This window comes from Hyalangium gracile, assembly GCF_020103725.1.
Taxonomy (GTDB): Bacteria; Myxococcota; Myxococcia; order Myxococcales; family Myxococcaceae; genus Hyalangium; species Hyalangium gracile.
On record NZ_JAHXBG010000002.1, the window covers coordinates 508,961 to 533,986 of the forward strand.

23 protein-coding genes and 2 pseudogenes are annotated in these 25,026 nt (G+C 67.9%); 9 read left to right on the plus strand and 16 right to left on the minus strand.

Annotation, left to right across the window (positions count from 1 at the left end; all coding sequences use genetic code 11):
• Positions 1-270: 270 nt before the first annotated feature.
• Entirely contained in the window at positions 271-1,107 is an 837-nt protein-coding gene (locus KY572_RS05680; RefSeq protein ID WP_224241201.1) for an alpha/beta fold hydrolase, read from the plus strand.
• 297 nt (positions 1,108-1,404) lie between these two features.
• Positions 1,405-2,217, plus strand: coding sequence for a vWA domain-containing protein (locus KY572_RS05685; protein WP_224241203.1), 813 nt, complete (start codon positions 1,405-1,407; stop codon positions 2,215-2,217).
• Between the two features lie 53 nt (positions 2,218-2,270).
• On the opposite strand, the gene KY572_RS05690 is transcribed toward KY572_RS05685, so the two are convergent.
• From KY572_RS05690 to KY572_RS48065, 7 genes and pseudogenes are all read right to left on the minus strand, one after another.
• Positions 2,271-4,523 carry a M20/M25/M40 family metallo-hydrolase gene (locus KY572_RS05690; protein ID WP_224241204.1) on the minus strand — a complete coding sequence of 751 codons (2,253 nt, stop codon included), beginning with the start codon at positions 4,521-4,523 and terminating at the stop codon, positions 2,271-2,273.
• 223 nt (positions 4,524-4,746) lie between these two features.
• Positions 4,747-6,210, minus strand: coding sequence for a serine/threonine protein kinase (locus KY572_RS05695; RefSeq protein WP_317987817.1), 1,464 nt, complete (start codon positions 6,208-6,210; stop codon positions 4,747-4,749).
• A 250-nt stretch (positions 6,211-6,460) separates the two neighbouring features.
• Entirely contained in the window at positions 6,461-6,589 is a 129-nt protein-coding gene (locus KY572_RS47050; RefSeq protein WP_263451375.1) for a hypothetical protein, read from the minus strand.
• A 141-nt stretch (positions 6,590-6,730) separates the two neighbouring features.
• Positions 6,731-7,519 (minus strand): DUSAM domain-containing protein, encoded by a 789-nt coding sequence (locus KY572_RS05700; protein WP_224241207.1) that lies wholly within the window; start codon positions 7,517-7,519, stop codon positions 6,731-6,733.
• Between the two features lie 14 nt (positions 7,520-7,533).
• Positions 7,534-8,343, minus strand: a complete 810-nt coding sequence (locus KY572_RS05705) for a hypothetical protein (RefSeq protein ID WP_224241209.1) — start codon at positions 8,341-8,343, stop codon at positions 7,534-7,536.
• 294 nt (positions 8,344-8,637) lie between these two features.
• Entirely contained in the window at positions 8,638-9,354 is a 717-nt protein-coding gene (locus KY572_RS05710; RefSeq protein ID WP_224241523.1) for a hypothetical protein, read from the minus strand.
• 285 nt (positions 9,355-9,639) lie between these two features.
• Positions 9,640-9,963 (minus strand): annotated as a pseudogene (locus KY572_RS48065) (CPBP family intramembrane glutamic endopeptidase); the annotation flags it as partial.
• Between KY572_RS48065 and KY572_RS05720 the strand changes: the two are divergent.
• The 4 genes and pseudogenes from KY572_RS05720 to KY572_RS05740 all read left to right on the plus strand — a co-directional run bounded on the left by KY572_RS05720 (position 9,901) and on the right by KY572_RS05740 (position 13,238).
• The gene (locus KY572_RS05720) at positions 9,901-10,188 is read left to right on the plus strand and encodes a DUF2380 domain-containing protein (protein ID WP_224241211.1); all 288 of its coding nucleotides are present in this window, start codon (positions 9,901-9,903) and stop codon (positions 10,186-10,188) included. The pseudogene KY572_RS48065 and the gene KY572_RS05720 overlap by 63 nt on opposite strands.
• A gap of 3 nt (positions 10,189-10,191) precedes the next feature.
• Positions 10,192-10,905, plus strand: a complete 714-nt coding sequence (gene sitI6, locus KY572_RS05725) for a SitI6 family double-CXXCG motif immunity protein (protein WP_224241212.1) — start codon at positions 10,192-10,194, stop codon at positions 10,903-10,905.
• Positions 10,906-11,304: 399 nt separating this feature from the next.
• A pseudogene (gene sitA5 / locus KY572_RS05735) lies at positions 11,305-12,665 on the plus strand (SitA5 family polymorphic toxin).
• Between the two features lie 9 nt (positions 12,666-12,674).
• Positions 12,675-13,238 carry an imm11 family protein gene (locus KY572_RS05740; RefSeq protein ID WP_224241216.1) on the plus strand — a complete coding sequence of 188 codons (564 nt, stop codon included), beginning with the start codon at positions 12,675-12,677 and terminating at the stop codon, positions 13,236-13,238.
• A 295-nt stretch (positions 13,239-13,533) separates the two neighbouring features.
• Here KY572_RS05740 and KY572_RS05745 read toward each other — a convergent pair whose 3' ends face one another.
• Positions 13,534-14,244, minus strand: coding sequence for a CPBP family intramembrane glutamic endopeptidase (locus KY572_RS05745; protein ID WP_224241217.1), 711 nt, complete (start codon positions 14,242-14,244; stop codon positions 13,534-13,536).
• Between the two features lie 82 nt (positions 14,245-14,326).
• On the opposite strand from KY572_RS05745, the gene KY572_RS05750 reads away from it, so the two are divergent.
• Complete coding sequence (locus KY572_RS05750) at positions 14,327-14,902, plus strand: PadR family transcriptional regulator (RefSeq protein WP_224241218.1); 576 nt, start codon at positions 14,327-14,329, stop codon at positions 14,900-14,902.
• A gap of 54 nt (positions 14,903-14,956) precedes the next feature.
• On the opposite strand, the gene KY572_RS05755 is transcribed toward KY572_RS05750, so the two are convergent.
• From KY572_RS05755 to KY572_RS05780, 6 genes are all read right to left on the minus strand, one after another.
• Positions 14,957-16,225, minus strand: coding sequence for a protein kinase domain-containing protein (locus KY572_RS05755; protein WP_224241219.1), 1,269 nt, complete (start codon positions 16,223-16,225; stop codon positions 14,957-14,959).
• 106 nt (positions 16,226-16,331) lie between these two features.
• Complete coding sequence (locus KY572_RS05760) at positions 16,332-17,096, minus strand: esterase family protein (RefSeq protein ID WP_224241220.1); 765 nt, start codon at positions 17,094-17,096, stop codon at positions 16,332-16,334.
• 87 nt (positions 17,097-17,183) lie between these two features.
• Complete coding sequence (locus KY572_RS05765; protein ID WP_224241221.1) at positions 17,184-18,263, minus strand: hypothetical protein; 1,080 nt, start codon at positions 18,261-18,263, stop codon at positions 17,184-17,186.
• A gap of 226 nt (positions 18,264-18,489) precedes the next feature.
• On the minus strand, positions 18,490-19,440 hold the full coding sequence (locus KY572_RS05770) for an endonuclease/exonuclease/phosphatase family protein (protein ID WP_224241224.1): 951 nt from the start codon (positions 19,438-19,440) through the stop codon (positions 18,490-18,492).
• A gap of 26 nt (positions 19,441-19,466) precedes the next feature.
• Entirely contained in the window at positions 19,467-20,273 is an 807-nt protein-coding gene (locus KY572_RS05775; protein WP_224241226.1) for a cyclase family protein, read from the minus strand.
• 122 nt (positions 20,274-20,395) lie between these two features.
• On the minus strand, positions 20,396-21,322 hold the full coding sequence (locus KY572_RS05780) for a hypothetical protein (RefSeq protein ID WP_224241227.1): 927 nt from the start codon (positions 21,320-21,322) through the stop codon (positions 20,396-20,398).
• 436 nt (positions 21,323-21,758) lie between these two features.
• Between KY572_RS05780 and KY572_RS05785 the strand changes: the two genes are divergently transcribed.
• Positions 21,759-21,926 (plus strand): hypothetical protein, encoded by a 168-nt coding sequence (locus tag KY572_RS05785; RefSeq protein WP_224241229.1) that lies wholly within the window; start codon positions 21,759-21,761, stop codon positions 21,924-21,926.
• Between the two features lie 48 nt (positions 21,927-21,974).
• On the opposite strand, the gene KY572_RS05790 is transcribed toward KY572_RS05785, so the two are convergent.
• On the minus strand, positions 21,975-23,345 hold the full coding sequence (locus KY572_RS05790; protein WP_224241231.1) for a GON domain-containing protein: 1,371 nt from the start codon (positions 23,343-23,345) through the stop codon (positions 21,975-21,977).
• A 195-nt stretch (positions 23,346-23,540) separates the two neighbouring features.
• Positions 23,541-24,386 carry a bifunctional methylenetetrahydrofolate dehydrogenase/methenyltetrahydrofolate cyclohydrolase FolD gene (folD, locus tag KY572_RS05795; protein WP_224241232.1) on the minus strand — a complete coding sequence of 282 codons (846 nt, stop codon included), beginning with the start codon at positions 24,384-24,386 and terminating at the stop codon, positions 23,541-23,543.
• A gap of 153 nt (positions 24,387-24,539) precedes the next feature.
• Between folD and KY572_RS05800 the strand changes: the two genes are divergently transcribed.
• Positions 24,540-24,992 (plus strand): hypothetical protein, encoded by a 453-nt coding sequence (locus tag KY572_RS05800; RefSeq protein WP_224241234.1) that lies wholly within the window; start codon positions 24,540-24,542, stop codon positions 24,990-24,992.
• Positions 24,993-25,026 lie beyond the last annotated feature (34 nt).

Sequence of the window (25,026 nt, forward strand, 5' to 3'; positions counted from 1 at the left end):
TGATTTCATCATCGTCATGAGCCCGACCCACGCGGTTTCGCGTCTGAGAGGGCGTCACGAGTAACACGGCCGTGAGTTCAATTTTCCGCCAACCGACACACCTGGGGCTTTCCCTGACGCAACACCCGCAGGGTTTTCCCTGAGAGGGATTGCATCTGACGCGACGCAGGGTGACTTCCGCGCTGGCGCAAGCATGTACATGAGGGCCCGCCTGGTGCACGCAGCACGCGCAGTGGCCAGCGTAGCCCTGCACGGGAGAGGAGGATCACCATGCCCGAGGTGCTTTCTCACGAGGCGCGCATCCGTTTCGAGGACACAGGGCAGAGCGAGCCGGCACTGCTCCTCCTGCCTGGGTGGTGCACCAGCCGGGCTGTCTTCGCCCCGCTCCTGCCCAGGCTCTCGGTGCGTCACCGGGTGCTCTCCATGGACCTGCGCGGGCACGGCCAGTCCGAGCAGGGAGGCGAGGACTTCTCCAGCGAGACGCTGGTGGACGACGCGCTCGCGGTGGTGGAGGCCAGTGGTGCGCGGCAGGTGGTCCCGATCGCGCTGTCCCATGCGGGATGGATCGCCCTGGAGCTGCGCCGGCGGCTGGGCGAGCGCGTGCGAGGGCTCGTGCTGCTGGACTGGATCGTCCTGGAGCCACCCCCACCCTTCCTGGCCGCGCTCCAGGGGCTCCAGTCCGGTGCGTGGCAGGACAGCCGTGACGCGCTCTTCAGCATGTGGCTGAAGGGCGTCGACTCGCCCGCCGTCATACGGTTCGTCCGCGAGGACATGGGCGCCTTCGCCGGAGAGATGTGGCGCCGGGCAGGAAGGGAGATCGGCGCCGCCTACGCCCGGGAGGGCTATCCGCTGCGCGCGCTCTCCGCCCTGTCGCCCCCGGTTCCGACGATGCACCTGTACTCGCAGCCAGCGGATCCGGCGTACCGGATGGCACAGCAATCCTTCTCCGCGGATCATCCGTGGTTCCAGGTCCTGAAGCTGGAAGCGACCAGTCACTTCCCGACCTTCGAGGTACCCGACGCGCTGGCCACGCACGTCGAGGATTTCCTCCGAGCAGCTCTAGCGCGTCACCCCAGGATGGTAGACCTCGGTCTTCCTTCCGCGTGAGGCGTACACATGAAGCGCATGTTCCCGAGGTGGCGTGGGGGTCTCTTCCCAGGCCTGCTGCTGGCCCTGGCGTTGGCGTGCTCCAATTCGGAGCAGCCCCCGGCAGACCCGGATGGAGGCAGCCCCTCACCGGACGGAGGCAACACGGCTCTGGATGGAGGAAACACGAATCCAGACGGAGGGAACCCGGGGCCAGACGGAGGGAACCCGGGGCCAGACGGAGGGAGCCCTGAGCCGGATGGAGGCACCACCTCGCGCAAGCCCTACGTGATCTTCGTGGTGGATCGCTCCGCCACCATGATCTCGCCCCTCGACACGACCAACCCGAACTGCCGGATGGGCGACAACACCCTCTGCGGCACCCAGGGACAGGACAACTGCGATCTCTCCCGATGCCCCACACGCCTCAGCACCGTGAAGACCCAGCTGGAGACCTTCCTGTCCAGCCATGCCACCCAGGCTCGCTACGGCCTGGCGTTCTTCCCCGCCACCGAGAGCGGCAGCTCGACGGCGGCGGAGTCCTGCCGGTCCTTCTCGCAGCTGACGGTCCCTCCGCCCACGGTGGATGAGGCCACGCGCCTTCAGCTCTCGGCGGACGCGGTGCTGCAGGCGATCCGGAACGTGCCCACTCCCGCGGGCTCGACGCCCCTGGGCGACACGCTGGAGATGCTGGTGCAGCAGACGCCGCTCGGCACCTCGGCCGCCAGTGCCGGAGACGCGGTGGTGATCATCTCGGACGGCCTGCCCAACTGCAACGCCAACAATCCCAACGACGGCTCCCAGCCCGCGCTGTGCCGCTGCACCGCGCTGAGCTGTATGGGGGCGCTGGCGCGGCTCGGCTGCCTGGACCTGGACGCCCCATCGGCCTTGATGAGCAACCTGCGCGCTCGGGGAGTGCGGACCTACGTGATGCCGCTGGGCAACGAGGTGGCGATGGGTGAAGGCCCCCAGGTCTTCCAGTCGCTGGCCGAGGCCGGTGGCACGCTCCGCCCCTGCCCCAATGGCACGAACGCGGAGTGCGGCGCCTCGTATGTCTGCAATCCCTCCACGCGCCTGTGCAGCGGACCCTCCCTGCTGCCCGGCGAGCTCGACCGCGTCCTCGCGCCCTGAGGCCACCCGCATCCCGCTCGGGGCGCTTCACGAGGTGCCCGGCGCGGCGGCGCTCAGGGGACAGCTCCGGGAAGGCGCCAGACCGTCCGAGCGAGGCTCGAGCCTGACAGCCACGAGCGCCCGGTGACGACATCATCCGGGCGTGGAGGCGCGGAGGCGGGCAGCCCGAAGGTCTGGTCCACCAGTGTCAGGTCCCCTCCGTCTACAGGCACGCGGACGCGCAGCTCCAGGACGACGCCGTCTGGCGGCAGGCCGACGAACCGGAACCCCCAGCGCTCACCGGGGAACGGCGCCGAAGCGGCATCCGCCACCGGCAGTCCATCCACGGAGGCTTCGAGGACCTGGACGGCGGGCGAGAGGAAGACCCACAGCCAGGGCGCCTCCCGCGTCGATGCGAGTCTCAAGCGGACCTGTCGCGTACCGTCCGGGCGCACCTCGTCCAGCTCAGGCTCGACTCGCGGAGCCGGCAGGGGCTCGGCAGGCGCCGGGGCCTGCCACACACTCGCATCCGTGGCGTTGACGAAATCACTGGGGCCGCGGAGAGCCTCGTCACCCAGGAGGGTTCGGGCGTAGCGGTCCAAGCGCTGGCTCATGCTGAGCCACGAGCCCTTGCCCGTTGCCGCATCCCAGCCATAGGCCACGTCGGAGAGACTGGGCTGGGCGGCCGTCCCGGCGCGCGCGGAGAAAGCGCCTGCCAGGAGGCAGAGGAGCGCTGCACCGAGGAAGAGGCCCCAGGCCCCCCGCAAGCGCCCGAGGAACGGGAGCAGCGGAAGGAGCGCCAGGCCCGTGATGCCGCAGGAGAGCGCTGCTTGCGCGAGCGGGAGCCCTATCCACCCCATGAAGAGGAACGGCGCCCAGAGGCACACGGTGACGACAAGTACGGCTCCATCCAGGAGAGCCGGGGCGAGCTGCGTCCTGTCCGCGCGGGCGCGGGTGCGCCACAGCGCCGCGCCGGCCTGTGCCAGGAGCGGGAGTGCCAGCAGGTAGCTCGCCTCCGCTGCGCGCACCAACAGGAACAACGCGAGGACGGCCGCGGCCGGCGGCCCTGCCCACATCCGGCCTTCGGGAGACAGGCGCCGGGCGAGCCCCGCGGCGAGTGCGACACAGAGCAGGAGCAGCCCCACGCGGAAGGGGGCAGGCACATAGGGGTCCGCGCGCGGGGATGGCAGCAAGGACGGGTGAACGCGGGAGAGGCCCCACCAGACAGCAATGCCCAGCGCCGCACAGGCCGCGGGCAGCACGAGCGCCCAGGGCAGGGAGCGAAGCCACTGGTGAGCGGACCAGCGCCCTCCGCGTGCACCCATCCGATAGGCCGCGAGGGCGAGGGCCGCTGCCAGCAGGGCGAGGGCGATGGACAGGCTCGCGGGGTAGCGCACGAGCCATGGCCCCAGCGTGAAGAAGGTGTCGGGCCTGCGGGGATGGCCGCTCGCCCCAACGGGGTGTGTGGCAAACCACCGGGAGAGCGCCGTGGCCATGTCTCCCGCCTGCTGGAGGCTTCCTTCGTCCAGAGCCTCCGGCGTGTCGGCTCCCGTGTGATAGCGGGCCGCGCCGTCGACGATGACGAAGTTGAGCCCGGCCAGCCCTGCCTCGGCGAGCGGCGAGAAGTCCGTTCCGCGCGTCCACGGCCGCGCCATCCAGAGCAACGCAGAGGACGCGCTCAGGGGAGCGGCGGCCCGCCTCGCGCCGGACACGAGCTCCCCCACGGGCCCGGCCGCGGACACCAGGAGCACAGGGCCCCTGACTCCCCGCGCGTCGAGGTTGAGGACGAACCCCACCCGCTCACGCCCCAGGTGCTGCTGGATGAAGGACTGGATGCCGAGCAGACCTCCCTCCTCCGCGTCCGTGAAGAGGAGCAACACGTCGCCCTTCAACCGCGGTCCCGCCTTCAGCGCGCGCACCGTCTCCAGCAGGGCCGCGACCCCCAGGGCGTCATCGCCCGCTCCGGGGCTGCCGGGCATGGAGTCGTAGTGGGCGACGAGCAGCACGGCTGACGCTTCCTCCGGCGCCGTGCCTCTCAGCCGAGCCAGAATGTTGGTGACCCGTCCGGCCTCGAAGGGGACGCCGTAGCGCACACTCACCGAGGCCCCCGTGAGCAGGTGCACTTCCGCACCGGACGCCTGGAGACTCTCCTGGAGGTAGCGCTGCGCGCGCTGGTGTCCGGCGGAACCAACAGGCCGCGGCTCCGTCGCGAGCACCTCCACGTGACGCCAGGCCCTCTCTGCCGAGAACACCTCGGCGGGCCCGGACGTCAGCACCACCGCCGGAGGGCTCAACGGACGCAGGCTGAAGAAGAGCGTGCAGGCCACGAGGATACATGCTCCGAGGAGGCCTGGAGCGGCACTTCCAAGGCTGCGCAGGAGGGATCTCCCGGATGGTGGGGGCCGCCCAGGGGCAGGGGCGTCCGAGGATGTCGTGTGCATGGACAGCCGATACCACAGAGCGCCCCATCCCGCCTTGGCGTGGACTGCGAATGTGCAGAGCGGTGGCGCCTCACCCTCAGGGGCACCGGGGACCTCCACCGGGCTTCCTTCAGGGGCTGTCCGAGGTGGGCTCTCGCCCGACGGGGTACGAAGGCACGTAGCAGCCTCCCTTCCAGTCATACGCGTCCTCCTTCCCCTCCTCCTTGCAGGGCGGTTTGAGGTCGCGGAGCGCGGACCAGCATCCGCCGTGGATCGCCACCTCACCCGCTCGTTTGCATGGAGGCTTGCTCTGGCCAGGGAGCGGTGTCTCGGGCAAGGCCCGTGCCACCGTCAGCTTCCCGTCTGCCGTGGGCACCCCGCCGTGCGTCGATGCGGAGGTGTCATGGCTCCTGTCGCCCACCGCGACCGTGCCCTTCTCGGGAGAGGCCCTCTCCGAGCCATCCCCTACCCCGTTCCGAGCTCGGTGCAGTGTGGCCCCCATGAGACAGGCGAGCAGCAGCCCGAGGACAGCCACCGCCATTTCCGTTCCCCACAAGGGGCTCCTGGGCCTGCGCGGCACCTGCGGGCGCATGACCTCCGCGCGCTCGTGCTCCCAACTGGACGGAGGCCCCTCCCCCTCCGTCTCCGCGCCTGCCCCGGCCTGCTCCAGTGCCTCGGCCGCCTTCCGGGACTGACCTTCGAAGCGCTCCACGGGTTCCCTGGACAGCAGCCTCAGGATGAGTGCATCCAGCTCCGGGCTCACGTTGGGATTCAGCTCGCGCGGAGGGCGCGGCCCTGCACCTCCCTCGCGCCATACCTCCGAGCCTGGCTCTTCCGGTTGGGTGGGCGGCGGATACTCGTCCGTCACCAGCCGGTAGGCCATCACTCCCAGGGCGAACAGGTCATCGCTCGTGCTGGCGGGATAGTGCGCGGTCGGGTGGCGCTTGAAGAGGCCCAGGAACGCCCAGGCCTCGGGGCTGCGGTAGACGGATGTCCCCGGAGGCAGCAGCTTCGAGGTCAGCGTGGCCGCGCCCCGGTAGTGCCCCGCCCCGAAGTCCAGGAGGAAGGCCCTGCCGTCCGCCGGCCGCACCAGCACATTGTCCCCCTTTACGTCGCGGTGCACGCCACCGATGGCATGGACGGCCTCGAGGGCGCGTGCAACCTGGGCCAACACCCGCAACATCTGTCGCGAGGAGGGCTTGTGCCGCTCGGCCCAGTCGTACAGCGGCTCTCCCTCTATCCAGTCCATGACGAGGTACGGAAAGGTTCCGAAGGGGTGTTTCCACTCGCCCCGCGCGTGGAGCCGGGGCACGTGAGGGCTCCGCGTTCGTGAGAGCAGCCACGCCTCGCGCTCGAAGCGCTCGTCCCGAGGGAAGTGAGCCATCTTGAGCGCGAACCTGCCATCTGCCCCAGGCCCGGCGCGCTCCACCCGGTACACGCTGCCGTTGGCGCCTCGCCCGCTCCAGCCTCGGATCCGCCATGGGCCCACCCTCATCCCCAGCGGCAGGCACCGCGGGTCCACTTCCAGCAAGGGCACCTTCTTCCCCATGGCGTTCTCCGGCGTGGGGCGCTCATCTCCACCCCTTCGTCGCACCCTACCTCATGGGTGGAGTGGAATCGGCTTCATGCAGCACCTCCTGCAAGTCCCTGCCCTCCCCTGGGTCACTGCCATCCAGTTGACCGCGCTGACTCAGCCGACGCCGCTGGGTTGCCAGAGATAGAGCATGCACCCAGCAGCGAGGACGCGGGTTCGATTGCCGCCGCCTCCACCGGGTGGAAACAGCAGCGGCCCCGCACTCCGAACCTTCCGGAACACGGGGCCGCTGTTCATTCACCGCGAGGTTCTACGACCGCTGCGGCTTGTCCTGCCGCTTCACCGGCGTCGGCGCCATGCTCGCCGCCGAGTACTGGCTCAGCAGCCCCTCGATCAGGTGATTCACCTGCCCCAGGGGGATGTACCGGATCTCCATCACCGACTCGTCCTTGTTTTTGCCGAACGTTCGGTTCGGCAGCGTTCCGAACGAGCCCTCGTTTTTGCCGAACGTTCGGCAAATAGACGCTCACCCGTGTCGCCCGAACGCCATGCCGCTCAACCCCGTGGCTCCGGCGCTGGTCTACGGTGCTGGGGGCGGTTCGTCCAGGCCCGCTAGGTTCTCCTCGGCGGCACGGCGGAACCTCGGGACGACCTCCACGGCGAGCCATTCGCGGATCTGCTGGCGTGCACCTTCGAGATCCCCTGCATCCCGGAGTTCCGACATTCTTGAGAGCGCGTGCTCAAGGCGGTCTTCGGCGTCACGGAAGCGCCCCATGATCTGCCCGAGAAGCGCCCCTGCACTCTCAGGACTGCCTAGCGCCGGTTCCGTTTCGGCCTCGCTCATGCCTACGTCAGCGGCGGCCCGTCGCAGGAAGACGAGCATCCCCTCGTTGAGTTCCAGCGGGTGCCCTTGCTGGACGCGGTGCAGAAGGACGGGGAGCTGTGCACGAACGGAGAGCTTCGCATCTGCCTGCCCGCTCGCAGCAACGGACTTGAGCCGGGTTGCCTTGCGAAGCTGGGCCTCGGCGATCCTGCGGTAGTGAGGAACGACCTCAACGGCGAGCACCTCTTCCATCAGCTTGCATGCGCCGTCCAGGTCGCCTGCATCCTGGAGGTCGGATGCCCGGATTTGAGCCTTGGAGAGACGGGCCGAGCCCTCCCGGATGCGGCGCGTGATCTCTCCAAGCAGCGTTGTGGCCGTGGGGACACTGCGCAGAGCACTCGCCGCGTCCTCTGGAGAGAGCGCTACCTCTTCTGTGGAACGCTGCAAGAGAGCGCGTACCTCGTCCGAGAGTTCGAGCGGTTCACCGCGCTCGATGACTCGTCGCCCCAGTACGCGAATGGGTTCCCAGTCAAGCTCAGCAGCCATGATGGCATTCCTCTCTAGCTCGGTTCTTTGAAGCACCGATCCTCCGGCCACTTCCCCTGCTGGCCTTCGCAGTACCGGAGGCAGTCAACACAGTTCCATGTTCCGACCCAGCCGTCATTCATGCATTCGGTATATTGTCGGCGGCACTCCTTCTTCCAGGGTGGCTCCCTCCGTCCCGCCGCTTCCAAGACCCGTGCGGCGGCTTCAAGCTGCCCGAGCGCTTCGAGGATCTTCGCCGCTTCGAGGGGATCAGCGCCGCAACTCTGCACCGGAGTCAGGGGATGTTTCTGGACACAGCAACTGATGGTGTTCCAGCAACTCCCAGCAGCCTGGGACACGGCGTTAGGCGGGTTCGGGTCGGTCATGGCGAGCATGTTCGGCTCAGCCCCAGGGAGCGGCGCGAGAGCACGAACGGTAGTGACGCGGGCTCCCGTGGAACAGCCTCCCATGAGGGCCGCGAGCATGACCGGCATCCAGAGGACAAGGGCTCGCTCCGGCAATTTCATGGACTCCATGATAAAACGGCCAGAGATGCCGAACGACAGCGCCGAAGGTTGTCCCCCTGCCTCCCATCCTGCCAGGTCAGGTGAGCTATACTCGACCTCCTGCCTTCCCGGCTCGTTTTGCTTGCCGTGCTGGTGGCCTCGGTTGCCAGTGCTACGGACCGCGAGCCCCAGATCCGGGTGGTAGTGCTGGTACCGATCCTCGATTTGACTCCAGAGGACCGCCTGCCACTCGTGGTGACGTTGGTGGAGGGGACGCAGGTTCCCATCACCGTCACGGCGGACAAGGACACCATGGATCATCACGGACTCCGTGCGCATGTTCCGGCCTGGACGCTCGCAGCGATGCCCCAGCGCTCACCACGCCCGCCATGTTGCACGTATGTCGCAGGAGCGTGCGGAACAGGATGGAACAGGACGGGACGAAACGGGACGCGGCGGGATATCGACTCCTAAGCATTCCAGGCGGTTACGAGGTAAGGGCGCGATTCTGCTAGAGGTTCGCACCGCCCGGTGCGGGTTCGATTGCCGCCGCCTCCACCGGGTGGAAACAGCAGCGGCCCCGCACTCCGAACCTTCCGGAACACGGGGCCGCTGTTCATTCACCGCGAGGTTCTACGACCGCTGCGGCTTGTCCTGCCGCTTCACCGGCGTCGGCGCCATGCTCGCCGCCGAGTACTGGCTCAGCAGCCCCTCGATCAGGTGATTCACCTGCCCCAGGGGGATGTACCGGATCTCCATCACCGACTCGTCCTTGTAACGGGCCAGCTGCACCCGCATCGGCGAGCCCCGCGGCACGCTGCGCATGATGGCCTCGCGGTAGCCGTCCACCACCGCCCGATCCTCCGGCGGGAAGGGCGTGCCAGGCTCCTGCTCACGCACATGCCTGAGCGCCTGGCGCAGCTCCTCCACGCTGCAGTCGGCGAACAGCTTGAGCTTCACCTCGCCCTTCTTGTCCGGCACCTGGATGGGGGTGGTGCCCGGCTCCTGGTAGTCCAACTCCAGCTTCGTGGCGTCCTTGTAGTTGAGCAGCAGGCGCAGCCGCGAGATGCCGTAGCGGGTGCTCACCTCCTCGCGGAAGGCGCGCGCGACCATGCCGTAGTCCTGCAGGGACGTGCGCGACACCTCCTCCACGTTGTCGCAGATGAAGTCCAGCGGGCTCTTGTACTGCTTGGAGCCCTCCAGCAGCTTGCTGTCCACCAGGTAGTTGTAGAGCAACCCCATGCGGATGTGGTTGCGCGTCTCGTCCTTCACCAGCTGGCGCATGGTCTCCAGCGCCTGCTCCTGCGTCAGTCCCTCATAGGGATTGGGGATTACGTCGTTGCTATTCATGGATGTGTGCGCCCCCCTGTTGAGCCTCACTCCTGCTGAGACTCGGCCGGTGAAAAGGGCTTGCCGGCTGCGTCCCCATAGAGCAGGACCGGGGCCAACCTCCCGCACGCGGAAATTCAGGCGCTTGCGAAGAAGGTGCCGTCCGAGAGCCGAGACTGTGCAGTCCACGGTCGGAGACAGGGCACTGCTGGGGCCTGCTGCTGCCGCGTCCCTCCGGTTTTGCCGAACGTTCGGCCCGGCAGCGTTCCGAACGAGCCCTCGGTTTTGCCGACCGTTCGGCAGGAAGAGCAGCCCCAGCGGAAGGCCTACCAGCAGCGCCGTGGCGGCCATGTACCAGAAGCCGCCGGCCCAGTGGAGCCCGCCGAAGAGCCCCGCGCTCAGGAGCAGCGCTGGCCACGATCCCCACCGTTCCGCCAGGCGCGGCAGCACATGCCCCCGGTAGATGACCTCCTCCGCCACGGGCGCCATGACACAGTTGGCGAAGCCTCGTGGATCTCGGACCCCTGAAAGAGCGATACCCTCCTCGCTCTGCCGCGGAGGCCTCCCATGAAGCTCCGAAAAACGGGTGTGCTGCTGAGCCTGCTGCTTGCAGCGTGTGCCTCGAAGCAGTCCCTCCTCACCCTGGCTGGAACAATCGTGCCGGCCCGAGGAGTTGGTAGGCGTATCCACGGCGAGGGAGAGCGCGGGGGCTTGTGGAACAACGCCTGGAGACAGTTCAGGAGGGAAAATCCGCGCGCGTTGCCGGACGCCATCTACCGGCAGGCTGGGAAGATGATCTATGAGTTCGAGCTGGCAGGGCCTGTTGTCCCCTACTACTCAGGCCGGCGTGGGTGACAGGTGAAGTTCTATTTGCTCGACCCCGAGGAATTGTCGCGCCGCACAGGTGATATCGACGCTGCCCATCGGTGGAAGCTGCCCGGAGTTCGCTGTCCTACTTGTGGAGCCACCTGGTCTGACGGCTCGGATGCCTACCCCTCCGTGGACCTGGGTTCCCTGCCACAACACAAGGAGTTCGAGGAGCCTCGAACGAAACCTTTCGCCGAGTTCGCTCGACTCCGTGAACTCGTACGTCCCTGGGTACCTTCTGGGGTGCCTCTCTGGCCAGGAACAAGGTTCGGCCCACTGGTAGGCACTGCCTCGGGGACCTTTGGACCTTTCTGCTTCCAGAACCCGTGGACGATGCTGGCCCACCGCGAGACGGTAGAGCGCCTGCAAGCCGAAGGACTCCGCGACATCAAGGGCCGCCGCACCGAGCTGCGCTTCCGCAAGAAGAATCCCCCCGAGCTGCTGGAGCTCGAACTTCACCCGTACGGCCAGCTCCACGCCGACTGCCTCCCACCCGACCTTCCACCTCCCTGCGAGACATGCGGCCGCCAAGAACTCTCCCTGCCAGAGCAGCCCATCCTGGAGGCCGCGTCGCTGCCCACGCACGTCGACCTTTTCCGGCTTGCGAGCTTCTTGACCTTGATCATCGGTAACGAGCGCTTCGTGGACACCGTGCGCCGACTGGATCTGGGAGGAATCGTGTTTCGGGAACTCCCCGCCCGCTGAGCTCAGTGTTCGCCCCCTCGCCTGTCCTCGTGCGCGGCGTTCCACGCCATGGAACGGCGTGTACGCCTCTTGGCACGACCGTTCAGGCGCTCACCCATGTCGCCCGAACGCCATGCCGAACTTGAGCAGGTTCAGCGTGAGGTGCGCCGCGAGCGGTAGTGCCGTTGAGCCGCTCCGACGCTGGGCAGGTTGCGAGCGACACAGCAGGCAGGAGTTCCGTAGTGGCGTGGCGCTACGTGGCGAGGGAGGCGGGGACGCAGCGAGATTCAACGCGCCAGCGTTGGGGAGAGCATCCCCCGTAGGATGGGCGGGGAGGAGCAACAGGCGTCACCCGGCGCCTCCTCCTTTTCCAGGTGGCAGCCCTCTAGCCTGCTCCCTCCTCACATGAAGGGGTGCCACATGATTCTGCGGGTTCTCTGGAGGCTCAACGCGGTGATCCTTGCGTTCCTCGTGGCGTGCAGCGGCATCCCGAGGGCCCCCGTTGTGGAGGAGAAAGGCCCAGGGAAGGTCGTCGTCCACATTCCCCGCACGGCGGACCTGCAACCCGTCGTGTTGGAGGAAGAGGAGTTCCAGCAGGCCATGAGGCAGCTAGCGCGCGAGGCGCGGCTGACAGGCACGCCGCGCCAGACGGCGGAGAGGATGTTTCAGATCGATCCCCAGAGCGGTAACTACCTCTACCTGCCGAGGGATAGGAAGGTGGTGCCACTGGGGCCCGGCGAGACCTGGGACGGCACCTTGACGAAAGACGACCTGGAGACAGCGGAGCGTTACCGGGTCTGGTGCCAGCGTGTGCACAACTTCTATGGGGACTGTCTCGGGGCGCGCTGGTGGGTGGGCGCTACCTGGACATGCACGGCCGCTATGTCTGGGCGCTGGCCCTGAGCAAAAGCCCGGTGCTGGACGAGATGCAGAAGGCGCTGGGCGAGATGGTGGAATTTCGGGCGCTCATGAGCGCGGCCCTCTTCACGTTCGGATACATGCTGCTGATCATGGCGCTCAACCCCGTGGCTCCGGCGCTGGTGGCGGTGGTGGGCCTCGGGATGATCCTGTACGTGGGCTACGACACTATCCGCAACCTCGTGACGGGATGGCTCGAACTGATGGATGCGGTGAAGGTCGCCACCACGTTTGAGCAGATCCGCGATGCGGGCGAGCGATTCGGGAAGATCATCGGGCGTGAGTCGGCGCGCGCGTTCGCCATGCTGCTGATGGCGGCGATTGGACGGACGGCGCAAGAGTTCGCGGCGCGGGTGCCGACGCTGCCCGGCTCGGCGCAGGTAGCCATGCAGGCCGAGGGTCAGGCCGGCATCCGTCTTCCAGCGCTGGGGGCGGTGGAGGAGATTGCGGTGACGGCCGAGGGCGTCAGCGTCACGATGCCTGCAAACGCGGTGGCGATGGCAGCGCGGGACAGTGGCGGCAAGGCCCCTTGTGTCGAGACGCACCACATCGCCACCATCTGCAACGACAAGTCCACCGCACGCGGGGGCCAGTGGACGCCGAGGTTCCGGGAGATCTTCGCCAAGGCCGGGATGACGCTGGATGATCCAGCGAACAAGATGCCTCTGCCGGGGCATTACGGACCACACCCCGAGCGGTATCATCAGATCATCTTCAAGGAACTCAACGCGGCAACGCGGGCCTGCCGCACCGTCACGGACTGCCGTGAGGCGTTGACGGGCCGACTCCGGAAACTGGCCAGGCAGATCGCCACGCCGGGAACAGAACTGAACCAACTCGTCACCCGGCAGCCACCGCGCTAAATGGCCCTCATGCCCAAGCGTTATTTTGAACTCGCCGACGATGTGAGCATCCCGCACCGCTGGCACCTGGCGATGCCGAGGGACCGTCATGGCCTCAAAGTGGATGACGCGCAGTTTTCGAGTGGTGCCCCCGTCCACATTCAGGAGCGCTTGCGAATCCCCATCGAGATCGCTGGCAAGCCACTGGACTTCACGGAAGCGGGCATCAGTATCCCGGTGGTTCATGTCCGGGTCGCGTCCATGTTGGCGAAGGTGGCCCCTGATGATGTGCAACTGCTCCCGGTGGACGTGGAGGGCCACCCTGATCAGTACCTGATCCTCGTGGCCACACGATTGATCCGCTGCATCGACGAGACAGCGTCCCGGATCGAACTCTGGACGCACGAGGACGGAGTGCCTCACAAGGTCGGTCAGTATGCCTCCGTGCGTGACATGCGCATCGACAAGGCCAGCGTGGGAACCGCTAAGGTGTTCCGTCCCGAGGGTTGGGAGGTCACCCTGATTGTCTCCGGGGAGATCAAGGACGCCCTAGAGGGTATGGGCGCCATAGGCACGAGATTCGAGGAGGTCTAGTCAAGGCACCGAGGGCTTCTCGGCTCCGGCAGCCCTGGCCCGTGGAGCACGCGCGGTGACGAGGGCTTGCCGGCTGCGTCCCCATAGAGCAGGACCGGGGCCAACCTCCCGCACGCGGAAATTCAGGTACTTGTGAAGAGGTGCCGTCCGAGAGCCGAGACTGTGCAGTCCACGGTCGGAGACAGGGCACTGCTGGGGCCTGCTGCTGCCGCGTCCCTCCGTTTTTGCCGAACGTTCGGCCCGGCAGCGTTCCGAACGAGCCCTCGGTTTTGCCGAACGTTCGGCAAAAAGGCGCTCACCCGTGTCGCCCGAACGCCATGCCGAACTCGAGCAGGTTCAGCGTGAGGTGCGCCGCGAGCGGCAGTGCCAGCATGCCCGAGCGCAGGAAGAGCAGCCCCAGCGGAAGGCCTACCAGCAGCGCCGTAGCGGCCATGTACCAGAAGCCGCCGGCCCAGTGGAGCCCTCCGAAGAGCCCCGCGCTCAGGAGCAGCGCTGGCCACGATCCCCACCGTTCCGCCAGGCGCGGCAGCACATGCCCCCGGTAGATGACCTCCTCCGCCACGGGCGCCATGACACAGTTGGCGAGGAAGAAGAGGCTCAGCGGCCGGCTGATGCGATCCACGATCGCCCCCGAGGACACGTAGTCGCCCAGACTCGCCTGGAGCGCCACCAGCTGGCGCTCGATACCCAGCGCGTAGGCGGCGAAGAGGCCTGCGCCGAACAGCACGCCGATCACCACGGCTCGTGGCCATGGCCAGGCCGGCTGCCGGAGGGTGGTGGCAACGGCTCCTGAGCGCCAGAGCCAGAACGCGGTCGTGGCCAGCACCACCTGAACGAGCAGCAGGATGAGCCCCATCTTCCCCGTCACCCATTCGGCAACCTCCTGCGGGTCGCTGGGAGGGCCGCCTCGGACGAACCAGGCGGAGAAGCCCACCAGCAGGACGAGGAAGGCGACAGGCCCGACGAAGGCCGACACCAGCGGTGCCTTGAGAGACCCCTTAGCCATGGGCGAGCCCCTGTCCCAACAACCCACGCTTCATACTGGTTCTCCTTGCTCGACGCATCTGGCAGATATATCTGGAAGATAGATGAAGGAACCCAGAAAGCCAATAGGAGTGCGTCAGAACCGGACCCGGCCCGCGGTGTTGGGGGTGCTGGCGCGCGGCCCTGCGAGCGGCTACGAGATTCGCCGGCGCATTGAGGGCAGCTTCGGCCACTTCTGGCAGGAGAGCCTGGGACAGCTCTACCCCACGCTGTCGGCGCTCAGCGCAGAGGGGCTGATCCGCGTCGTCGACGAAGGAGGGCTCGGCGATCGCAAACGCATCCGCTATGCCATCACGAAGAAGGGCCGCGAGGCGCTGGCCCTCTGGATCAAGGAGGCGCCCGCCCCTCACGTCGAGAGAAACGAGCTCCTCCTCAAGCTGTTCTTCGCGAACGAGGGAGAGCTGGCCGACGCGCTGGCTCACCTGGAGTCGAGCTCGAGGGACGCTCAGGCGCAACGAGACTTCCTGCTGACGCTCGAGAAGGAGCTCTTCCCCACCGGCGAACCGCGCGAGCTGGATGCATTGCTCGGCTGGTTGACGCTGCAATATGGCCTGGCCGGGTTGGGCGCTCACATCGACTGGTGTAAGGGGGCGCTCCGCCGCCTGCGTGCCCGCGGCTGACGTAGGGTGCGGCTCGAGTGCTGCGCGAGCACCGCCCAGCTGGCCGTCTTCACCTCAGCTCGCTGAGTCCTCGCCTCCTCGTGTACGCAGGAACTCCTGGCTCCACTGGCTCAGCTCCTCGGGCGCGCGGAAGAGGGCGCTGCGAGCGCGGAAGGGCGCGAGGGCCTCCAGTGCTTCCGCGGCGTCCGCCGGGCGCCGGTCCGGATTCTTCTCCAGCATCCGCAGCATGAGCGACACCAGGCCCGCTGGCAGCTCCGGCCGGCGCTCCACCGGCGGCTGGGGGACCTTCTCGCGGATGGCCTTCATCTCGGCCAGGGGATCGTTCCGTTCATAGAAGGGGTGGTGCTCGAAGAGCATCTCGTAGAGCAGCAGCCCGAGCCGGTACACGTCCGTGCGCGCATCTCTGCGCGAGTGGTAGGGGGCCAGCTCTTCGGGCGCCGTGTCCGCCATGGACGGGATGATGGAGCTGAAGCGGCCGTCGAGCACCCGCTGTGTCTGAAGGGCCTCGCGACCGAAGCCCAGGTACATCAGCCGCACGCCTCCGTCTGGCAGCACCCAGACCGTGGACGGATCGAGCAGGTAGTGGCACAGGCCCGCGCGGTGGCTCTCGGCCAGCGCTTCCGTCACCTGCGTGGCCACCCAGAGGCAGGACTCGACGCTCAGGGGCCGCAGGCCCTTCATGAACCTGGGGTAGATGCGATCCTTGAGCGGCACGCCTCTCAGGTCCTCCCAGAGCAGGAAGCCTTCATCCTCCAGGTGGCCTGCCTCGAGCAGTGGGGGCAGGTTGCGGTGCTGGACGGCCTGGGCCCGCCGTGCCTCCTCCAGCCAGTCGGCCACCAGCTCCCCGTCCGGGCCTCTCTCGAGCGTGGGCAGGCGAGCGAGCAGTACGGTCTGCGCGCGCTGCCGGTCCCAGGCTCGCGAGACCGTACATTGCCAGAACGGGCGCACCAGCGTGCCCTTCTCGAAGCGAGGAAGGGCCTGCCGCAGCTCTCCCCAGAGCCGCTCGGCGATGCTCATTACCTCGGGCATGTCCTCGAGCGGGGTGACTCCCGGGGGAACGTCGGGCGTGCCGGAGACGAGCATGAAGAGACGCGCCCTGGAGGACTGGCGCTGGTGCTCCAGCAGCAACCGTTGGAGGACCAGCTGGCGCGTGCCCGGCATCAAGATGAAGGCGATCGGATCCTCGTCGGCGGTCAGCAGCGAGGTGGCGTGGAGCGGAGACTCCACAGAATCCACCTTGCCGGCCCCCAGCTCCATGAACGCCCGGCCCAGCGCGAAGAGGCGGTCACTGTCTTTGCCGATGAGCACCACTCGAGCAGCCATGACGGTCCGTGTCTCATGCAGCGGGTTCGCGAGCGATTACCCGGTCTCACGGGGACTGACACCGCGGCAAACCCGACGAGTCCGAGGGCAGGAAGCGCGGGGGGCCTCAGTACCCGAGCCGCTCGCCCACGTAGTGGTCGAGCTGCCGGAACCACGTGGTCCAGTCGTGGGGCATGTCGTGGCCCCAGATGTCCAGGTTGTGGGGGATGCCGCGCTGGTGCAGCAGGTAGCTGAAGTGCTCCGAATAGCCGGGGTGCTCCCACGCGCCGCGGCTCGACAGCAGGTGGATGCGGCTGTGGTGCCGGATGAGATCCATGGCCGGCCCCTCGGGCAGGTTCGGCACATAGGAGGCGGGGTTGTTGAAGTAGACCTCGTCACTCCAATAGCCGTGGAGGAAGTCCGGCTGGAGATCGTAGAAGCCGCCCATGGCGAGCAGCACCTCGAACAGATCCGGACGCCGGAAGAAGGCGTTGGCGGCGTAGAAGGCCCCAAAGCTGGCGCCCGTCGCGCCGATACGCGCGTGCGGGTTCTGCAGGCAGGCGCGGATGTGCGGGACGACTTCCTGCTCCACGTAGTCCGAGTAGAGCGCCTGGTTGTGGGCCTTCGCGTGGATGGGGATGCGGGAGTTCATCCACGCCCAGGGGTTGATGCTGTTGATGCCGAAGATCTGGAACCGGCCCGCGAACAGGTGGTGCGCGACGGACTGGATGAGCCCCATGCGCTCGGCCTCGAGGAAGTCTCCTCCGGCGGTGGGGAAGAGCAGCATCGCGGGGCCCCAGTGGCCGTAGCGGACGATGGGCATGTCCATGCCCAGCCGGTGGCTGTACCAGCCGAAGATTTCCCGGCGCAGGTTCGGATCGACGTGTGACATGAAGGCGGCTTCCTCTCGTGGGTGGGAGCGCGCCCTCTCTTATCAGTCTTCGGCGGGGAAGGTCCGCGAATCCGTCCGCCCCTCCCCTCAGCTGAAGACCGTGTTCAGGTGCAGCGGGCCGGCGGGGACGCCGACATCCTTGCCCGCGGGGTTGTCCGAGGGCGTCTGCCAGGCGTTCGCCTCCGTCACGGTATGGCCCGAGGCCTCGTTGGAGATGGACATCCTGCCGCTGTGGCCCGCGGGGCTGATCTGGCTGGTGTCATAGCCGCTCCAGCCCGTGCCGGCGTTCGCGAACGTCGCCTCGCCCCAGGTCTGCCCGTAGTTGGCCTCCGGGTTCGCCGTGCCGTCCTTCGACACGCACCACGCCACGCTGCTGTTGGTGTCGAACGCCACGAGCTGCGACTGGCCGGGCTGCAGCGTGAACGTCTTCGGCGTGCTCTTGTCGAAGTGCTGCCCATCGTTCGGGTTGCCAGTCTCTCCCGTCTTGTTCCACAGGGTGATGGTCTGCGGCTTGTCCGTCTTGTTGGTGAACGTGTTGGTGTACTTGTACTGGCTCTTCTGGCTCGGATCGATGAGCAGCATGTTGCTGTTGTAGGGCGTGCCGACGTTGTTGCGGGCCAGCCACGGCTCGCTGGGGTTCACCTGCTCGGTGGACCCGGCGGAGGGCGGACCGAAGCCCGGGCCCGCCTCGCTGGCGTAGGTGGGGTGCTTCGCGGTGTCCGGGCTGTTGGACGTGCTCGCTGCCGCCGCTGAGCCCTGGGCCTTGGGCGCGTCGAGGGGCGCCTGCACCGCCTGGGGCGCGGAGGCCGCCCCCCCTACCCCGCCCACCGCTCCGGCAGCGGCATCAGGGACGCCGCCCGCGGCTCCTGGAAGCTGCGCCTGCAGGCTCTGCAGCAGTTGCATGAGCTCGCCCAGCGCCTGCGCCACCAGCTGCGTCTTCTCGGCGCCACCCGCAGCGCCCATCGCCTGGCCGGCTCCCAAGGCGTCGCCCAGCCCGCGCGGGCCCTGCTCGAAGGAGTCCGCCATCAACCGCTGGCGCAGGGCGTTCCCAGGCTGCTGCGCCGAAGTGCGCTCCAGACCCTGGACCGGAGAGGAGACCGGCTGGCACTGAGAGGCGCTCGAGAGCGGCAGGGAGCAGGCAGAGCGGTTCAGGGGCGCGATGGACATTTCCGACTCCGGGTCGAAGAGTGAGGGGCAGACGTGACCAGGGCATGAGCAGGAAGCGCGCCATGTGTAGGCGGGGCCATGCCCAGGTGGGCTGGAGTCATCAGTCCCTTGGGAAATCAGGCACTTGAAACGAGCGCCCCGCTCACCAGGCCTCGACTGGAGTCGCTCCGCGCGATGACGGCATTCACCACCTGGTGTCTGGGGTCACCAGCTTTCGTCTCACGGGCTACCGTAGCAGGGCGAGCTCACTCACGATCGCGCGGTGGTCGAGCGGCCGTGGACCGGTGAAGTGTCGGCAGGCCCTCACGCTCCAGGCGTCGTCCCGGACGAAGACATGATCCAGGTCGAGCCAGGGAAGAGGAGCGCGCCAGGTGCCGCGCCAGCCGCTGAAGGACGCGGCACTGGTCCACCCTGCCCCGGCATAGGCATCGAACCCGATGCTGCGCGACGGAGCGTTGAAGTCGCCGACGATCCAGTCGACCGGCTTCCCGTCAGCCGCGGCTCGGGTCACCCATTGCAGCACCGCGGCGAGCATCGGCCGGCGGTCATGCCACGGGGCACTGGGCCCATCGACCACGAGCACGCGCAGCGCTCGCTCCGGGCGCGCGACCACGAACTCGCCGCCGACTCCATCCGCCAGGGCATGCTCCGCCACCAACGTGACGGGATGGGGCGCCACCACGGCGAGCCGATACCAGTCATCCGCGCCGGCGGCGTGCTGGACGTGCGCGAACGACCAGCGCGGGCCCAGCGCAGCAGGCAGCTCCCGAAGGTGAGCCAGGGACGGCGCCTCGCTCAGCACGACGACATCGGGGGACTCCGCCACGATCGCGGCGACCGTGCCGGCCCATGCGCTGGTGACGCGCTCGGGCGTCTCCCCTCCCCAGCGGACGTTCCACAACAGCACACGGACTGGAACGCTGCCCGGAGGTACGGGCCCCGGCGAACGCCATCCGATCATCCCCGCTGCATGCCACACAGCCACTGCAACGCAGGCGAGCGAGAGGCCGAAGCGCGGTCGCCGCCACGCGCGGCCCCGAAGCCATGCGTCGATCAGCACTCCGGCCAAGGCAATCAAGGGCACCGGGGCGTACGTCAGCGCCGCCACCGCCGCGACGCGGTCGCGAAGCAGCACTCCAGCCGTCGCGGCGAGCCAGGCCACCGTGACGAGCAACACGACGCTTCGCCGCACCCTCCACCCTTTCAAGGAGGGAGGAAGGCAAACACCCGCGCCGGAGCGCCGCTGCCATCCTTCACGAAGAGCGGAGAGACGACGAGGAAAGCCCCGGTCGGTGGCAGCGACGAGAGATCGGCGAGGTTCTCGATGTGGTAGCCGCCCCCGGCCAGGAAGTCCTTGTGCTGCTCGAACGTCGCGCTGGGACCTGGATCCGTGGAGAGGGTGTCGATACCGATGGCTCGCACCTGTCGCTGGCGCAGCAAGCGGCTGGCGGCCAGGGACAGGCCGGGGAAGTGCATGACACCGGCCGCATCCGCATTGCGGTAGCGCTGCTCGTCAGGCCAGCGCGCGGCCCAGCCTGTCCGGATGAGCACCAGGTGGTGAGGCTGCAGGGGACCGTGCTCGCGTTCCCAGGACTCGATGTCCGCGGTTGTCACCTCATAGTCCGGGTTGCCAGCCACTTGCGCGGTGACATCCACCACTGCCGCTGGCCCCGTCAGCACCTCCGGGGAGAGCTTGTCCACGGTGGCAGAGCCCGGAGCGAAGTGAGCTGGCGCGTCCACGTGGGTGCCAACGTGCTCTCCCACCTCGACCTGGCGGATGAAGTAGCCGTCACGCTCCACGGTGCCCAACACCTTCGCGTTGAGGCGCGTTCCGCCCGGGAAGACGGGCATGTCCGGGGTGAGCGGGTGGCCGAGCTCGACGACCCGGGCACGCGCGAGCCACGCGACCGGGGAGCTGCCCGCCCCGCCGCCGCTCGCGCCCGCAGTGGCACAGGCCCCCAGCAGCGGGGCCAGGAGAAACGGCAGGAGCTTCCAGCATCCGGTACTCATGGAGAAGGCCTCCAGCAGAGAGAGATTCGCTTCACGCCGTGAACGGCAAAGCCAGGAACGCTACCGGAAGCAGACCGACATGACGGAGAGGAATCGCCCTCTACCGGAACCATCGTCTGGATTCAGGGAGCGGGAGCGGCCATGGGGCTCAGCACCTGATCCTCGCAGCCGACCTTGGCGGTGCCGTTGGCGATGCGCTTCTGCCGAATCTGCTCGCGGAGCCGCTCCGCGCGAGTCATGTCCTCAATGGGCCTGGTGGACGTAGGATAGAGCGCGGCGTTGGTGCACCCATGAGCGCGGCCCTCGATGCGGTGGGATGCGCTGGATGGCCCCTGGGCCTCCTGCTGGCGCGGAGTGCACTCCGGCGGGGTCTCCGTCAGGTTCCACAGGGAGTGGTACTGCGTCACCACGTCGAAGCGCGGAGGGATGTACTCGCTCCGGTGCTGATACTCGTACCGGGTCACCGTCCGCGTCACGGGGACGTGGGAGCAGCGCTGCCTCATCTCGTGACGCGTCACCATCCGCGTGCGTGTCACCGAGCGCGTCGTCTTCGACGAGGGATCGTACTGGGACTGTTGATACGTCTCGGACACCGTCCTGGGTTCGGAGACCATCTGGCACCGGAAGTCCATCTCGGTGACGGTGCGGGTCACCGGCATCAGGATGGGCCGCGAGACGATGTGCCCCGGCCTCTGCACCTGCTGCTGGGTGGTGTGCGTCGAGAGGACCGGCACGACGCGCGTGCGGCACTCCACCGGCTGACCGTCCTCTTCCGTAGCGATCACGATGCTGACGTCACTGAGGTATTTCGCCCCGGCGGCATCCGCCTGCTCCATGAACTTCAACATCAGCTCCGTGCCATCCTGCTTCGCGCCAAAAGGCAGTGTCAGTGTCCACCCCGGCAGCTGCGCCTTGCGGACCTCTTCAGGGGTAGCCACGACGACACGCACGGCGGGGTCCGGCGCCATGTAGCCCTGAGGCCCGTGCACACAGGCGGCCAGGGAAGCCAGCGCGCCCAACGCCAGGATGGATGAGAGGGACGGTTTCATGCGGGCCCGGATGGTAGCGCTTACCCTGACGACCGAGAAGCGAGTGAGGCGAACCGAGCACCCGGTCTCTCTCATTGAAGGCAGGCTGCTTCGGGTATCCTCTGGAGCATGCGCCTTGCTCTCACTGTCTGCATCCTCGCCCTGACCTCCTCGGCCTGCGGCGTCACCAACAACAATGATGAGGATGAGGATCCAGCCATGGCCTGCACGGACCTCTGTACGACCTCTGGCTTCGCTCAGGGCAGAGCCGAGGTCTACCCGCATGAGCTGAATTGTTTCTGTGAGGGCGGGAATGCTTCCGCCAAGGTCTCCGCCGCGACGTGTACGCAGACCTGCAAGGACCTGGGCTGGAGCGAAGGGGAGGCCTTCGCGACTTACGCCTGCCAGTGCAGCTGAGAGGCTCTGCTACCTGGTCGACCCGCGGACCGAGAGCTGCTTGCTCGTCTTTGCCGGCGGCGCCGCGGCCCAGGTGTCCTGCGCGAAGCTGAAGCAGAACGTCCCCGAGGCCGCGCGCTACATCACCTGGGACCTGGGGGAGGACGCTGCTCCGGCTCCTGCCAGCGAGCAGACGCGCCCTCCCCCGCCTCCGCCGTCCTCTCACTGAGCGGACACCCGCCACGCTCGGCGGAGGACGGCCCGCGACAGCCTGGGCCTACAGGACGCCGGAGTACACCAGGAGCAGCGACGCGCCGCTCTGGTTGAAGGGGTTGAAGCTTCCGACAGGGGCGACCCAGCCGCACTTGCCGTAGCCCGACAGGCCGACCACCTGGTTCCCAGAGCTATAGGAGTAGGTCGATCCGCCGGTCGACACCCCGCCAATCCCGATCTGACCGGCCGCCACTGCGAAGGGCGTGCCGCGCAGGTCGATGTTGCCCATACCCCATCGGTCGCAGCCCATCGCCGTGGCATAGGGCATGGAGGTCACCTGGGTGGAGCCGTGCCGGAGCGAGCCGGTCGAGGTGGAGAACGTCTGGTCCGACGTGTTCACCCGCAGCGTGAGGGGGTCGATGCGCAGCCGCGTGAACGTGGTCCGCACGTCCGTGCCCGGCGAGTACCCGCCCGCCGTGTACTGGGAGTAGTTGGAGGACGCGCCCTGCTGGACCAGGGAGAGGTACTCGGAGGGCGTCCCCGCCATGTTGTGGCACCAGACGCTCCAGGGCTGGAAGAGATCCTTGTTGAAGTACAGCGTGTACTCGCCATCCGGAGCCAGCGCGTCCGCGGCACTGATCTCCTTGCACGTCGCGGGCAGGTGCTCGGCGCGGTACCGGAGCTGGAGCTGCGCGCCGCTCTGGTTGAAGGGGTTGAAGCTGCCCACGGGGGCATCCCAGCCGCAGTTGCCGCCTCCCGACAGGGTGACGACCTGATTGGCCTCGCTGTAGACGGTACCGCCCACCGGGCCCGCGCCGGCGATGGCGAACGCGTTCGGGGCCACCGCGAACGAAGTACCCCGCAGATCGATCCGAGCCGGGACCACGCTTTGGTTGCAGGTCATTGCCACGCCATAGGGCATGGAGGTCACCCGCGTGTTGGCGTGCCACAGCCCGCCCGTGGAGGTGGAGAACCGCTGGTCCGCCGTGTTCACCTTCAGCGTGAGGGGATCGATGCGCAGCCGCATATAGGTGGTCCGCACGGTGGTGCCCGGTGCGTTGCTGCTCGCGAGGTACTGGGAGTAGTTCGCATCAGGCCCGGTCTGAGCCAGCGTGAGGTACTCGGTGGGCGTGCCGGCCATGTCGTGGCACCACACGGTCCAGGGCAGCAAGGCATCCCCGTCGATGTGCACCGTGTACTCGCCATCCGTGGCAGCCGGGTCGGCCGCCTTGATGTCCGCGCACGTCACGGGCAGCAAGGAGAGGGACTGGGACGACGCCTTCGCGAACGCATCGCTCCACGGCTGGACATCGTCCCCGGCACCGCAGCCGGTGGCGAGCGCGGCGAGGCTCAACGCCAGCGCGCGCAGGCCACGGCGACGGCTCGGGAGGGGAAGAACGGCGGGAGAGACACTCGAACGCTTCGGGAAGTTCATGGGGGGCTCCGTGGGGGTGACGGGAACCTCCCATCGCAAGCGAGGTGCCACGCCTCCCGGAGTCCCCAAAACCCCTGAGTTTCAGGGCTTTACGCGCCCACGCGCTCCCTGGAGCCCGGGAGCCGCAGGCAGAACGTGCCAGTTCTGGCACGCACGCGCGCTCCTCCTGGAGACAGCCATGTCAGGGGGGCCGGGCTACACGCCGCCGGTGGCGGCGGTGAGCGTGTTGCGCATCAGCATGGCGATGGTCATCGGCCCCACGCCACCGGGCACCGGGGTGATGGCGGACGCGCGCTGCGAGGCGCTCTGGAACTCCACGTCCCCCACGAGCTTCCCGTCGGCCTTCCGGTTCTGCCCCACGTCGATGACGACCGCCCCGGGCTTGATCCACTCGCCCCGGATGAGCTCGGGCACCCCCGCCGCGACGACGAGGATGTCCGCCTGGCCCACCTCGCGGGGCAGATCGCTCTTGCGGTGGCAGATCGTCACCGTGGCGTCCGCCTGGAGCAGCATCAGCGCCTGGGGCTTGCCCACGATGTTGCTGCGGCCCACCACCACGGCCCGCCTGCCGGAGAGCTCACACTTCGCCTCCTCCAGCAGCCGCATCACCCCGAGCGGAGTGCAAGGCCGCAGCCCTGGCCGGCCCAGCGACAGCCGCCCGGCGTTGAGGGGATGGAAGCCATCCACGTCCTTCTCGGGGTTCACCGTGGAGATGATCAGCTCCGCGTCGATGTGCCTGGGCAGCGGGAGCTGGACGAGGATGCCGTGAACCGCCGGGTCCGCGTTGAGCTGGCGGACCAGCGCCAGCAATTCGTCCTGAGAGATGCTCGCGTCGCGGTGGTGCTCCCAGGAGTTGAAGCCGAGTTCCTGCGCCGCCTTCTTCTTCCCGTTGACGTAGATCTTCGAGGCGGGATCCTCTCCCACCCGGACGACGGCGAGCCCGGGGGTGAGCCCCCGCTGGGCCTTGAGCCGCTCGACCTCCGCCTTCACGTCCGCCCGCACCCGCGCCGCGACGGCCTTGCCATCGATCAACTGAGCCATAGGTCGGCGGACTCTATGCGAAACCGCGCCCTGGAGGTTGAAGCGGGAGCGGGCCGAGCGCGGCACGAACGTTCGGGCAAGGCGTGCGTCGACTCCCTGAAGGCCGTAGTCTCCCCCTCGGACTCGGCCGGGGGTCCCTGGGAACATGCCCCTATGAACTCGCTTGCTCCATCGATGAAGCGTCCGAAGTCCGGCCTCCTCTGTGCAGCGCTCCTGCTGGCCCTCGCGGGCTGCGGCGAATCCAAGCCGGAGGAGGAGAATGAAAACGACGAGCGCGCCAGCACCTACTGCGCCGACCTCCGGGCGATGGTGGAGGGGCTGCGTCAGAAGCGAGGCACCTGCGCGCCGCACTACAACAACGAAGAGCCCCTCGCGTTCCGCAACGACGAGTGCCAGGCCGCGCTCGAGAACGGCGCGTGCGCCGACAGCGACTTCCCGTTCGTCCGCAGGTACATCGACTGCCTGAACGCGGTGGGCAGCTGCGATCCCTCCCAGCAGACCGTCTTCAACGAGGCCATCGACGAGTGCGTGGATCAGCTCCAGGAGGAGCGTCAGTTCGAGCTGAATGGCGAGGAGAGCTGTCGCACCATCGTCATCGGCGACTGAGCCGCACCACCCACACGGCCCCCCTTGCACGCCG

Bases quoted from the DNA above. Each gene is read 5' to 3' on its own strand.
- KY572_RS05685 (WP_224241203.1), top strand. From the start codon at position 1,405: ATGATCTCGCCCCTCGACACGACCAACCCGAACTGCCGGATGGGCGAC.
- KY572_RS05765 (WP_224241221.1), bottom strand. From the start codon at position 18,263: ATGTCCATCGCGCCCCTGAACCGCTCTGCCTGCTCCCTGCCGCTCTCG.
- KY572_RS05710 (WP_224241523.1), bottom strand. From the start codon at position 9,354: ATGAATAGCAACGACGTAATCCCCAATCCCTATGAGGGACTGACGCAG.
- KY572_RS05800 (WP_224241234.1), top strand. From the start codon at position 24,540: ATGAACTCGCTTGCTCCATCGATGAAGCGTCCGAAGTCCGGCCTCCTC.
- KY572_RS05750 (WP_224241218.1), top strand. From the start codon at position 14,327: ATGAAGGAACCCAGAAAGCCAATAGGAGTGCGTCAGAACCGGACCCGG.
- KY572_RS05790 (WP_224241231.1), bottom strand. From the start codon at position 23,345: ATGAACTTCCCGAAGCGTTCGAGTGTCTCTCCCGCCGTTCTTCCCCTC.
- KY572_RS05760 (WP_224241220.1), bottom strand. From the start codon at position 17,096: ATGTCACACGTCGATCCGAACCTGCGCCGGGAAATCTTCGGCTGGTAC.
- KY572_RS05700 (WP_224241207.1), bottom strand. From the start codon at position 7,519: ATGGCTGCTGAGCTTGACTGGGAACCCATTCGCGTACTGGGGCGACGA.
- KY572_RS05780 (WP_224241227.1), bottom strand. From the start codon at position 21,322: ATGAAACCGTCCCTCTCATCCATCCTGGCGTTGGGCGCGCTGGCTTCC.
- KY572_RS05740 (WP_224241216.1), top strand. From the start codon at position 12,675: ATGCCCAAGCGTTATTTTGAACTCGCCGACGATGTGAGCATCCCGCAC.
- KY572_RS05705 (WP_224241209.1), bottom strand. From the start codon at position 8,343: ATGCGCACGGAGTCCGTGATGATCCATGGTGTCCTTGTCCGCCGTGAC.
- folD (WP_224241232.1), bottom strand. From the start codon at position 24,386: ATGGCTCAGTTGATCGATGGCAAGGCCGTCGCGGCGCGGGTGCGGGCG.
- KY572_RS05755 (WP_224241219.1), bottom strand. From the start codon at position 16,225: ATGGCTGCTCGAGTGGTGCTCATCGGCAAAGACAGTGACCGCCTCTTC.
- KY572_RS05680 (WP_224241201.1), top strand. From the start codon at position 271: ATGCCCGAGGTGCTTTCTCACGAGGCGCGCATCCGTTTCGAGGACACA.
- KY572_RS05720 (WP_224241211.1), top strand. From the start codon at position 9,901: ATGAAGCTCCGAAAAACGGGTGTGCTGCTGAGCCTGCTGCTTGCAGCG.
- KY572_RS05745 (WP_224241217.1), bottom strand. From the start codon at position 14,244: ATGGCTAAGGGGTCTCTCAAGGCACCGCTGGTGTCGGCCTTCGTCGGG.
- KY572_RS05775 (WP_224241226.1), bottom strand. From the start codon at position 20,273: ATGAGTACCGGATGCTGGAAGCTCCTGCCGTTTCTCCTGGCCCCGCTG.